The organism is Dietzia sp. 2505, assembly GCF_040546785.1.
Lineage (GTDB): Bacteria > Actinomycetota > Actinomycetes > Mycobacteriales > Mycobacteriaceae > Dietzia.
Map to the genome: position 1 here is coordinate 302594 of NZ_JBEPON010000001.1, position 11514 is coordinate 314107.

At 70.1% G+C, this 11514-nt stretch carries 11 protein-coding genes and 1 tRNA gene; 3 read left to right on the forward strand and 9 right to left on the reverse strand.

The annotated features are described in order from the left end of the window. Positions 1–7: 7 nt before the first annotated feature. Positions 8–718 carry a TetR/AcrR family transcriptional regulator gene (locus tag ABIE38_RS01385; protein WP_354053660.1) on the reverse strand — a complete coding sequence of 237 codons (711 nt, stop codon included), beginning with the start codon at positions 716–718 and terminating at the stop codon, positions 8–10. Between the two features lie 8 nt (positions 719–726). After that, positions 727–1227, reverse strand: a complete 501-nt coding sequence (locus tag ABIE38_RS01390) for a peroxiredoxin (protein WP_354053661.1) — start codon at positions 1225–1227, stop codon at positions 727–729. Positions 1228–1375: 148 nt separating this feature from the next. Here ABIE38_RS01390 and ABIE38_RS01395 point away from each other — a divergent pair, with 148 nt between their 5' ends. Next, positions 1376–1651: a DUF3618 domain-containing protein gene (locus ABIE38_RS01395; RefSeq protein WP_354053662.1), complete on the forward strand. Its 276-nt coding sequence runs from the start codon at positions 1376–1378 to the stop codon at positions 1649–1651. A 178-nt stretch (positions 1652–1829) separates the two neighbouring features. Here the strand turns inward: ABIE38_RS01395 and ABIE38_RS01400 are convergent. Beyond that, a tRNA-Lys gene (locus ABIE38_RS01400) sits at positions 1830–1902 on the reverse strand. Positions 1903–2102: 200 nt separating this feature from the next. Here ABIE38_RS01400 and ABIE38_RS01405 point away from each other — a divergent pair. Further along, positions 2103–3335: a L,D-transpeptidase gene (locus ABIE38_RS01405; protein ID WP_354053663.1), complete on the forward strand. Its 1233-nt coding sequence runs from the start codon at positions 2103–2105 to the stop codon at positions 3333–3335. A gap of 51 nt (positions 3336–3386) precedes the next feature. Here ABIE38_RS01405 and ABIE38_RS01410 read toward each other — a convergent pair whose 3' ends face one another. Continuing rightward, positions 3387–4622: a cation:proton antiporter domain-containing protein gene (locus tag ABIE38_RS01410; RefSeq protein WP_354053664.1), complete on the reverse strand. Its 1236-nt coding sequence runs from the start codon at positions 4620–4622 to the stop codon at positions 3387–3389. A gap of 125 nt (positions 4623–4747) precedes the next feature. On the opposite strand from ABIE38_RS01410, the gene ABIE38_RS01415 reads away from it, so the two are divergent. Next, positions 4748–5737, forward strand: coding sequence for a DUF2804 domain-containing protein (locus ABIE38_RS01415; protein ID WP_354053665.1), 990 nt, complete (start codon positions 4748–4750; stop codon positions 5735–5737). Between the two features lie 19 nt (positions 5738–5756). Here the strand turns inward: ABIE38_RS01415 and ABIE38_RS01420 are convergent, their stop codons facing one another. Genes ABIE38_RS01420 through ABIE38_RS01440 form a run of 5 tightly spaced genes read right to left on the reverse strand, consistent with a single transcriptional unit; the run spans position 5757 to position 11371 of the window. Beyond that, positions 5757–7115, reverse strand: coding sequence for an ABC transporter ATP-binding protein (locus ABIE38_RS01420; RefSeq protein WP_354053666.1), 1359 nt, complete (start codon positions 7113–7115; stop codon positions 5757–5759). Between the two features lie 2 nt (positions 7116–7117). Continuing rightward, positions 7118–7915, reverse strand: coding sequence for an ABC transporter permease subunit (locus ABIE38_RS01425; protein WP_354053667.1), 798 nt, complete (start codon positions 7913–7915; stop codon positions 7118–7120). Next, positions 7912–8850, reverse strand: a complete 939-nt coding sequence (locus ABIE38_RS01430) for an ABC transporter permease (RefSeq protein ID WP_354053668.1) — start codon at positions 8848–8850, stop codon at positions 7912–7914. The genes ABIE38_RS01425 and ABIE38_RS01430 overlap by 4 nt, the downstream gene beginning before the upstream one ends. Further along, a complete protein-coding gene (locus tag ABIE38_RS01435; RefSeq protein WP_354053669.1) occupies positions 8850–10370 on the reverse strand; it encodes an ABC transporter substrate-binding protein in 1521 nt (506 codons plus the stop codon). Before ABIE38_RS01435 ends, ABIE38_RS01430 begins: the two co-directional genes overlap by 1 nt. Before the next feature lie 53 nt (positions 10371–10423). Next, positions 10424–11371 (reverse strand): NAD(P)/FAD-dependent oxidoreductase, encoded by a 948-nt coding sequence (locus ABIE38_RS01440; RefSeq protein ID WP_354053670.1) that lies wholly within the window; start codon positions 11369–11371, stop codon positions 10424–10426. Positions 11372–11514: the final 143 nt, after the last annotated feature.

The window sequence follows — 11514 nt, forward strand, 5'->3', positions numbered from 1 at the left end:
ACGGACGTCAGCCGACCTGCGCTTCCTTCTCCGCCAGCCACAGGTAGGCGGTGAGCATCCGCTTGAGTTCGGTGACGGTGGCGTCGTGGATGTCCTCGCCCGTGGCGGAGCCGGCGCTGACGGAGAAGTTGAGCATCGAGTAGGACACGTGGACAAGCACGTCGGCCATGAACGCGCGGCGCTGGCGCTCTGTGGCCGGCATGAGCGGGGCGAGCACGCTGGCGATCATCCTGGCCAGTTCGCGCTCGTTGACCGCGGCGGTCGCACGGGTCGCCGGGGTGGCCTGCGTGGCCAACCAGACCGCACGCCGGGAGGGATCGCTCAGCCACAGGTCCGCCAGGTGGTCGAGGAAGTCGTTGAGCAACTCCGGCCAGTCCAGCGCGGGGATCTTCTGCGCGAACCGCTCGATCTCCTCGATCACGCCGTGGGCGTCCTGGCGATCCAGTTCGCACACGAGAACGTACTTGTTGGCGAAGAACTGGTACAGCGTCCCGATGGGGACCCCCGCGCGGGAGGCCACCTCTTCGCAGGTGAAGGAGTCGAAACCGACCTCGACCAGGACATCCCTCGCCGAGGACAGCAGAGCCTGGAACTTGCGGCGGCTCCTCTCCTGGATGGGCCGGCGGCGGGGCACCAGGATGTTGGGCTCGTCCTGGACTGCCTCGTCCGCGGGATCCCGTGTCGGTTCCTGCACCCGCTCGGGCTGATCGGTGGGCATGGGTTGGCTCAGCCCTCCGTGGGTTCGGGCAGTTCCACGCCGAGGAGCTTCGCGAGCATCGCCACGTGGCCCTTGGCCCGGACGTTGTACCGGGCGAGGGAGAGCGTCCCGTCGGACTCCACCACGAAGGTCGAGCGGATGACACCCATCACGGTCTTGCCGTAGTTCTTCTTCTCCCCGAACGCACCCCACTCGGTGAGCATGGTCTTGTCCGGGTCGGACAGCAGGGGGAACGTGATGCCGTGCTTGTCCCGGAAGCGCACGAGTTTCGCCGGCGGGTCGGGGGACACACCCACGACCCCGATCCCGGCCTCCCGCAACTCCTGGAGGGCTCCCTCGAAGTCCACCGTCTCCGTGGTGCATCCGGGCGTCATGGCGGCCGGGTAGACGTACAGCAGCACACGTCCGTGCGCGGCGAGCAGGTCCGCGAGCGACGTGGGGGTTCCGTCGGCGTCGGGGAGGGTGAAGGCGGGGGCCGTCTGGCCCGCCTCGAGCCGAGGTGTGCTCACCGGTGCTCCTGATTCGGGTCGGGGTCTGTGATCACTCCAACCTATCCGATGCGTCGGCGCGTGGGCGCGGATCACCGACGGGTGCAGTAGCGTGGGCGGGGTCCAGAATCCGCGGCTAGCCGCGTGACGAGCGATCGACGGAGGTCTCGTGTCCAGGAGTTACGACAGCATCGAAGGCGACATCGCCAAGGCGCGTGACGATCTAGCGACGACGTTGGACGAGATCGTCGACCGGGTCAATCCCAAGAACCTCGCCGAAGAGGGCAAGGAGAGGGCCGTCGCCGCCCTCACCGATCCCCGGGTCCTCGCGGTGCTCGGCGGAGTCGCGGCGCTGGTCATCGGGGGCATCACGGTGTCCATGGCCAACAAGCGCAAGGAACGTCGGCGCATCGAGGCCTACCTCGAGGCACGTCGGGCCCTCTGAGCGGCCGCCGCTCACCACAGCCCATCGAGAAGAGCGTTTCGCACATTCCCACTCGGGAAACGTGTGCGGAACGCTCTTCTCGTTGAATGACGGGGGTCCCGGTCGCGCTGCCGACACGACGAAGCCCCGGGCGACACGACGAAGCCCCGGGTCGTGGACCCGGGGCTTCTCGGTGTTGTGCGCCATCAGGGACTCGAACCCCGAACCCGCTGATTAAGAGTCAGCTGCTCTGCCAATTGAGCTAATGGCGCCCGCGTGGTGCGAGAGAAACAGTAACAGGACCCCGCCGCGATCACGAAATCGGCAGGTCAGGGCGGGGGAGGCGCATCGACGGCCGACCATCCTTTATCAATTCGATATCGAATACCGCCGGATACACATGCATACTTGTGAAGACTTCCCGCGGTCCGATCACGGCCCGGCGGGAGAAGACGCTCGAAGGGAACTGTTGGTGACGTTGCGCGGTACGGATCGGCTCGGACGACGTGACCGGCGAGCTCTGTCCAGAACCCGTCTCGCTCTGGCCGCCGTGCTCGCCGGTTCGCTCGTGTTGACGGGGTGCACGATCGGCGCCGGTGGCGCGGGTGAGGCCCAGGTCGCCGAGGCTCCGGCGGAGCCGGCCGCGGTCATCGACCTGTCGGTCGAGGACGGATCATCCGACGCCAACCCCGCCGAGCCGGTGGTTCTCACCGCCAGCGACGGTCGCCTCGACACCGTCGTCATGCGGAATCCCGAGGGCGTCCAGGTCCAGGGCGAGTTCAACCCCGACCTCACGGAGTGGCGGACCACCGAGGACCTGGGGTACTCCCGCCAGTACACGCTCGAGTCCACCGCGACCGACGAGGACGGCCTGGTCACGCGGAAGAACGTGACGTTCAGCACCCTCACCCCGCGCATCATGACTGCGGCCTATCTCACGACCGGCCAGGGATCGACGGTCGGCATCGGTCAGCCTGTCGCGGTGATGTTCGACGAGCCGATCTCGGATCGCCGGGCCGCACAGGACAACATCCACATCCGGACCGAACCCGAGGTCGAGGGCGCCTTCTACTGGGTCTCCAACCAGGAGGTCCGGTGGCGTCCGGCCGAGTACTGGGCCCCGGGAACCACCATCGATGTCCACGTGGACATCTACGGCGAGGATCTGGGCGGCGGTATGTACGGCCAGGAGGACGCGCGCAGCGACTTCCGGATCGGCGACGCGGTCATATCCCGGGTGGACGACTCGACCAAGCAGATCGTGATCGAGCGCAACGGCGAGGTCATCAAGACCATGCCCACCTCGATGGGCAAGCCCGACACCCCGACCCCCAACGGCACGTACGTGATCGGCGAGAAACTGGCCTCGATGGTCATGGACTCCTCGACCTATGGCGTTCCGGTCGACTCGCCGGAGGGCTACCGCACCCCGGTCCAGTACGCCACGCGGATGTCCTACAGCGGCATCTTCGTCCACGCCGCGCCGTGGTCCGTCTGGGCCCAGGGCAGCCAGAACGTGAGCCACGGGTGCCTCAACGTCACCACGGCCGACGCCAAGTGGTTCTACGACAACGCCAAGCGGGGCGACATCTTCGAGGTCTCCGGCACCGTCGGGCCGACCCTGCCGGGCTGGGACGGCCTCGGCGACTGGAACATCCCGTGGGAGACGTGGAAGGCCGGCAACGCGGACGCGGGCACGGCCTGAGGCCCGAGCCCCGCTCCGAGAGAGCGGGCGCGCAGGGCTCAACGTGATCGGTCAACGTGATCGATCGGGATCCCGGTCGTCGCGTCGTGCGGCGGCCCTGAACATGGCGCGACCGGGAGCCGCGGAGGCGCCGTGGGCGAGGGTGCTGGCCACCACGACGAGGGTGCCCACTCCCAGCAGCAGCGGATCCGCACCCGCTCGGGACGCCTCCTCGGTGAGATAGAACACCGCCGCGACCCCGACCGGTCCGAACCAACCGAGGAACGCGGCGTCGCGGACACGCAATCCGAGCGGCCGGGCGAAGACCAGTAGCACCGGCGGGCGCCGCAGGACGAGCACGGCGGCCGTGAGGATCACCGCTCCCCAGCCCAACCCCGCCCACTGGTCCCACGGCAGCATCGCTCCGAGGACCAGGAAGAACGGCAGGACCGCGAACTGGTTTATCGCCTCGTCGATCTCCACCTCCACCTGTCTCTCGCGCCCGACGCTGGTCAGGTTGAAGGCCAATCCGGAGACGAAGGCCGCGAAGACCCCGTTGACCCCCAGTAGCCCCGAGCCGCCGAGGACGAGTAGCGCCAGGAGCAGGGTGAACAGCAGGATCGGGCCGTTCTCCGCAGCGTGGTGGCGCTCCGAGAAGTGCAGCGCTCTGGCCGCCGACACTCCGGCGAGGACGCCCAGCACGAGTGCGCCCAGGATCTGCCAGCCGATCTCCAGTGCGGCCTGCCCGGCGGTGAGGGGAGTCGCGACGGCGAGCGCGATGACGACCAGGGCAAGGGCCAATCCGTCGTTCGCCCCCGACTCCAGAGACAGCAGTTGCCGGTCGTCCTCCGGCAGGTCCCTCTCGGCGGCGTCGCCGGTCACAGCGGCGGAGGAGAGGACGGGATCCGTGGGACAGATCGCGGTACCGAGGAGCAGCGCCACCGCGAAGGGGATACCCAACACCCAGATCGCGAGACCGGTGGAGATCAGTGCCATCGCGGGCATCACCACCACCAGCAGGAGCGCCAGTCGCCGCCAGTGACGGCGGATCGCCGAGAAGGGGTAACGGAGAGCCACACCCATCACGGAGATGGCCAGAAGGATCTCCGCGCCACGATGAAGCGTCGAGGGGTCGGTGACGATGTTGGGGACGTCGAGAACACCGAGGACCACCGGGCCCAGGACGATGCCGACACCGAGAGCGATGAGCGGCTCCGACACGGGCCACCGGTGTAGTCGCGCGGACAGTGCGACGATCACGACTCCGAGGGCGCCGACGGTCGCGAGCAACAGATCGAGTGTGGACACGGGCCCTCCGGGTCAGTCGGGTCCACCGCACCATAGGCAACGCGCCGCGGTCGCGCCATCGGTCCCTCCCTTACCGCGGCGGACCGCAGGATGGGCGCGACCGGCGCGAATGGAAAGGTGGGAGTATGACCGATGAGCGTGAGATCACCCGGCCCACCGACCTGGCCCGCGGCAACCTACTCGATCCGGCCGCCGTCGGCTGGACCCGCACGCCGCTGCACCGCACCGCCATCGCCGGGTGGGGTCGCACCAAGCGCTGGGAGTACTGGGGCATCGTGACCGACCGGTTCGTGGTGGGGCTCACCGTGGCCGGTCTCGACTACCTGTCCACCTGCGCGGTCTACGTTCTGGACCGCCGTACCGGGGTGGAGGCCACCCGCAGCGGGGTCAGCCCGCTCGGCCGGCCCGCCTTCAGCGACGAGGCGGGAGTGGGGACCGTGCACGCGTCGGCCGGCGTGGGTTCGGGGCGGGTGGGAATCGAGATCGACGACGACGAGGGCGCCACCGCGATCCGGGTGCGCGCGACCGGGCTCCAGGTGGATCTCGAGATCGTGCGCCCGGGCCACGACAGCCTCGGAGTGGTGGTGCCGTGGAGTGAGCGCCGCTTCCAGTACACCCTCAAGGATCTCGCCAACCCCGTCACCGGGTCGGTGACCCTGGACGGGGTCGCCCACGACCTCGGGAGAGGGTGGGCCGTGTTGGACCGCGGGCGCGGGCGCTGGCGGTACGCCACCCGGTGGAACTGGGGAGCGGGCAGCGGCGTGGTCGACGGAGTGCCGTGTGCGCTGCAGGTGGGTGGCCGGTGGACGGACGGGACCGGGTCCACGGAGAACGGGATCATCGTGGACGGCCGACTGCACAAGATGGGCGAGGACTTGCAATGGTCCTATGACCTGGCGGATCCGGCGGGGGTCTGGCGGGTCCGTGGCGATCGCTTGGACGTCACGCTCACCCCGTTCCATCTCCGCCGGGACATCACCGAGTTCGGGGTCCTGGCCGTGCGCACCCACCAGGCCTTCGGCACCTGGTCCGGCACCGGGGTGCTCGACGACGGCACCACAGTGCGCCTGGACGGCCTCACCGGGTGGGCGGAGGAGTCACATAACCGCTGGTAGGGCGCGGGGCGCGCCAGAGCTATCCGGTGCCGGACAGCGTGAGAACCGAGTCGCAACGGGCGATCACGTCTGCCTCATGAGTCGCCACGAGGATCGCGGTACCGGCGGCGGACGCCCGCTCGAGACTGGCGAGCACCGCGCTGCTCGTTACCCGGTCGAGCGCCGCGGTGGGTTCGTCGACCAGGAGCACGTCGGGCCGGCGGAGTAGCGCTGCGGCCAGGGCGATGCGTTGCCGCTGCCCTCCGGAGAGTGCACCGGGCCGGCGGTCCAGCAACTCCGTCCCGAGCTTGAGGTCCTCACAGACCCGCGCCAGGTCGGTGCGGTGGTCGCGGGCGAGTCGGCGGAGTCTGCGGCCAACGGCGACCGCAGGGGCCAGGGCCAGCGAGGAGTCCTGGGGCACCAGGGCCAGGGAGTCGATGTGGGTCCGAGGCCGGTCCTCGACCCGTGGCGCCAGTGGCCCCCCGTGCAGCAGTACGCGTCCCAGTTCCGGAGGGTGGAGGCCCACGGCAGCGCGCAACAGCGTCGACTTTCCTGAGCCCGAGCGGCCTGCCAGCGCGACGACCGACCCGGTCGGCACGACCGCGTCGAGTGGCCCGATAGGCGCGGTGTTCGGGTGCGCCACGGTGAGTGAGTCGAAGGCCAGGCCGGTGGTGGTCCCTGCGGAGGTGGGCGCCACGCGAGCCGGCCACCGGACCGCGGCCGAGGGTGGTGCGGACTCCTCGATGCGGCCGGCGTTCACCGTCACGATCCTTCCGCCCACCTCGTGGGCCAGACGGGCATCGTGGGTGACGAGCACGAGTGTGCGTCCGGTGGTCACCGAGAGGAGAAGCTCGGTGAAGGCCCGCGCGGTGTCCGGATCGAGTCCGGCCGTGGGCTCGTCGAGAACCACGAGGCCCGGGTCGACGGACAGGGCGCGCGCGATGGCCACTCTGCGTCGTTGGCCGCCACTGAGCTGGGCCGGTCGGCGCCGCAGCCAGTCGTGGTCGACGGGGAGTCCCAGTTCCCGCGCGTAGTGGATGCCCAGCCCCGGGCGGGCCGCGATCTCCTCGGTGAGCTGGCCGATCCGGCGCCACGGGGTCAGCGCCACGCCTGGGTCCTGGTCGACAAAGCAGCTGCGACGACGCAGCAGGCGGACCTGCCGGGCGCTCGCGCCGAGCGAGTCCATGCCGTCGACGGTGACCGCACCGGAGGTGACGCACAGGCCGGGGGAGAGGTCGCCGAGAAGCGCGCGGGCGAGGGTCGACTTGCCGGCGCCGGACGGGCCCACCAGCACCAGGCGTTCACCGGGCTCGATCTCCAAGCGCGGGACTTCGAGACGCGGCGCGCCGGTCCGGTCCCGGACCACCAGGTCACGTACGGCGAGGGCAGAGGCGGCCACCATCACAGGGTCCCGTGCCCTTCCCGGTCGGCGAGCAGTGCCGGCGGCACCGTCAGGAGCGCGATCCCGATCGCCGGCACGATCACGGACCACGGATTGAGCGTCACCCCGGCGATCGAATCCCGGATGGTCGACGCCCAGTCGTCGCCGCCGCCTCCTAGTCCACCGCCCAGGAACGCCAGCGTGCTGACCAGGTAGACGGTGCTGGTGAAGCGCACGGACAGCTCGGTCAGTAACGGCCGGGACAGGCCCGGGACTACCTCCCGCACGGTGACGTCCAGGCGTGACCGGCCCTCCGCGCGAGCGACCTCCACGAACCCGGACTCCAGGAGCGGGGCGCTCGCGGCCTCCAGGTAGCGGGAGCTGACAGGAATGAACAGCATGGTCGTCACCGCGCCCACGACCACGACCGAGCCGTTTCCGGCCGTGGCCACGACCAGGATGATGAGCACGGGGGGGAGGGTGACCAGCACGTCAGTCGCGAATCGCACGACCGGGCGCAGTGGTGGGATCCAGGCGAGCGTGAGACCGACCACGGCCCCGGTCGCGGTGGCCAGGAACGCGGCTGTCACCGAGAGGGCGACGAGCGTCAGATTGCCGTGCATCGCCCGCGCCAGCACGTCCCGGCCCAGCCGGTCCGTCCCCCACGCGGCGCTGTCCTGGCTGAAGGCATCGCCGACGACGGAGTCCGGGGCGGGCAGTCCGACTACGGGCGCCAGGACAGGCCCGAGCAGCGCGAGCGTGAGTCCGGTAGTGAGCAGTCCCACGAGGAGGGCGCGCACGAGATGGGCGTGAGTCACCGGAGCCACCGCCGGGGTCCGGAACCGGTGAGCAGATCGGCGACGAGTAGCGAGGCCGCGGTGACGGCCGCGGCCGCGGTGACCAGGGTGGCGACCGGAACGGTGTCGCGGTTGGCGATGAGGGTCACGAGCAGGCTTCCTGCGCCGGTGTAGCCGAACGCCACCTCCACGACCAGGGCCGCGCCGATGAGACCGGGCACGGCGAGCGCGCAGAGCTGGACGAGTGGTGCCATCGCCCCGGGAAGCAGGTGCCGGCAGAGGACGGCCAGCGGTGGGATCCCGGCCAATCGTGCGGCGCGGACGTGTGGTCGTGCGGCTTCTGCGGCCACCACGGCGCGGACGGTTCGCTGCAGCCACGCGCCGACGACCGCACCGGCGGTGACCGCCGGGAGCACGAGAATCTGCGGGCGGTCGAGGGGGCTGCCGCCCAGCGGGACGAGTGAGACCGGCGGGAGCAGACCGAGCTGGATCGACAAGACCGTCACGAGGATCATCGCGAGGACGAACTCGGGGGTGGCGAGCACCACGGACGCGGTGAGCGAGGTCGTCCGGTCCGTACGGGACTCGGCGCGAGCTCCGGCGAGCACCCCACCACCGAGTCCGAGCACCACGGACACGGGGACCGCCGCGAGCAGGAGTAGACCGGTCCGGGCCAGGGGCTCCCTGATCAGGTCGACGACCGGGATGCCCGAGGCCGAGAGCCCGGGTTCACCCCGGACCATCCCTCCCCACCACTCCACGAACCTTTCGGCGACAGGGATGTCGAGACCGAGTTCGGCGCGTCGGCGGGTGAGCCAGGAGGCGTCGGTGGTCACGAACGAGGTTGTCGCGGCGTCCCCGGGGAGTGTGTCGACCAACCAGAAGGCCAGCACGACGGTGACCGCGAAGGTGAGGAGCGTCTGGGCGATCCGCACCCCCGCGCATCTGGGCGTCATCAGTCGGGGCGGGACCCGAAGAACGGAGCCGACTGGCTCGAGGGGACGTCGCCGGCGGCATCGGTGATGCCGTTGAGGAATGGTTGGTACCCCCAGATGAGCTGGCCACCCTGGGTGGATACCGCCACGGCGAGCTCGGAGACCGCCGCCTGGCGTTCGGCGTCGTCGGTGATCGCCGCGGCGTCGGCCAGACGCCGGTCCCACCTCGCATCGGCACCGAATCCGTCGAGGTTGAAGCCGCCTGCGGTACCCGTGGTGAACGGCAGCGCGGTGGCCGTCGAGCGGTTGACCCAGTAGATCGAGAACAGCGGCAGCTCCATCAGCCCCGGGATGTCGGCGAAGTAGGCGGCCGGGTCCCGACGGTCGAGAGTGAGGGTGAGTCCGGCCTCTCGGGCCTGGGTGACCAGGAGTTCGGCGGCATCGTTGAGGCCGGGGACCACGTCCGAGGTCACCAGGGTCAGCTCGCCGACCCCTGCATCCTCGAGAATGGTCCGTGCCCGGGCCACGTCGCGGGTGACCTCGGACAGGTCGTCGGGGTAGCCGCTGATGCCCTTGCCCAGGACGTCCTCGCCCACGACCGCGCCGTGACCGAGGACAGTGTTGACGAGGTTTTCCCGGTCGACCAGTAGCTTGAACGCGGTCCGCACCCGCTCGTCGTCGAACGGCGCGACACGGGTGTTGAGGATAAGGCCCAGCGCTTTGGAGTCCGCAGGGCCACCCTCGGTGATCCGGGCGGGGTCGGTCACCGTGCGCGCGGCGGTGACGGGGAGGTCGTTGGCGTAGTCGACTTCGCCGGAGACCACGGCGCGGGCTCGCGCATCCGGGTCCGGGATCGACCGCACCTCGAGTCGGTCGATGCCGACGCCCGGGTGATGGTCGTTGGGCGTGAAGACCCAGCCGTCCTGGGCCGATCCGGACTCGAGGACGAACGGTCCCGATCCGATACCGGCTCGGGGGTCGCCGCCCTTGAACACGGCGCTCTGGGGGGCCAGGACCGTCTCGACGAAGTCGGCCCGCGGAGCACTCAGGCGCAGTTCCAGGGTTCGCTCGTCGACAGCGCGGGATGCCTCGGTGTCGAGCGGGGCGAGGAACGACCCGGCCATCGGGGAGGCGGCCGTGTAGACCAGCGAGGCCAGGGCGTCCTCGGCGGTCACCGACGAGCCGTCCGAGAAGGTGGCGTCGGGCCGGAGTCGGATCGTCCACACATCGGCCGCGTCGTTCGAGGTGATCGACTCGGCCAGTTGGGGTACCGGCTCGTTGTCGAGGAGGACGACCAGAGAGTCGTAGACCGCGAAGATGCCGACCCACGCTCCCGGTGAGGTCGCCGCGGCGGGGTCGAGCGTGTCCCCAGGGGAGACCATTGCCGCCACGCGGACGGTGCCCCCCTCTCCGCTCGAGCCCGAGCTGTCGCCGACCCCGGGTGCGCCTCCGTCCTCGGTGGCGCAGGCGCCCAGGGTGAGTCCGGCGCCGGTGACGGCACCGCTGACGGCGAGGAGACGGAGGAAACCGCGGCGATCCATGGGCGTGGTGGTCCTTAAATGAGTGGGCGGTGATGGGTGTGGCGGGGGTCGTGTCAGCCGAGGCCGGCCCGGACGCGGAAGAGGTCTTGATCGATCCACAGCGCCGCGGCCTGCCCGGCGGCGACGGCACGGGCCACGAAGGCGAGCGGGACGGGATCATCGCGACGACGGGCGCAGTCACCGGCCGCGAACACGCGCGGGTCGGACGTACGCTGCTGCCAGTCCACCAGGATGTGCGCTCCCTCGGTCTCGATCTCGAGCCCCGGAACGGAGTGACGTGGCAGTTCGCGGGGCGTGTGGAACACCGCTCCGAAGCCGAGGTCCTCGCCACCGACCGAGACCGTGAGGTCGCCGTCGGCCCCGGCGACCTCGGTGACGGGACGGTGGTCGACGCCGACGCCGTTGCGTGTGAGGGTCGCGTTGATCTCGTCGGGTACCGGGTGGCCGTTGGTGAGCAGGGTGACGTCGCGGGAGAAGTGGGTGGCGAGATAGACCGCCTGCAATCCCGGTTGGGCGGGATTCTCCGGGGCGTCGGTGAGGACGGCGAGTCGCCGCCCGTCAACCTCGTGACCGTGGCAGAACGGGCAGTGAAAGACCCCCTGGCCGAAGCGCTCCGCGACGCCCGGGATCCCGCTCACGTCGTCGCGGACACCGGCGGTGACCAGCAGCCGCTCGGCAAGGAAGCCTCCACCGTCAGAGGTCGAGAGTCGGATCGGCGTGTCTGGGTCGGTCACCTCGAGGCCCGTCACGGTGGAGTGCACGATCTCGACGTTCGGATGACCGGCCACCTCCTCCATCCCCACACTCCGCAGCTGCTCGGGAGGCCGGCCGTCGAGTCCGAGATACATGTGCATCTCGGTCGCGGGGGCGTTGCGGGGCTGTCCGGCGTCGATGAGCACGACCGTCCGCTTCTGGCGGCCAAGCACGAGGGCTGCGGTGAGACCGGCCGGTCCGGCGCCGATCACGGCTACCTCGACCGCCGTGGGGGTGGGTGATGGCATGGCGGCTCCCTGGTGATGGTTCGCGGACACGCGGTCGTCCCTCTCGCACAGGGGGACAAGCAACGACTGTAGAGACTGTATTGAAAACGAGTCCCATTATCAATAGAGTCGTCCCGGTGGCGCCGTGGTTCCGTCCGGACGGC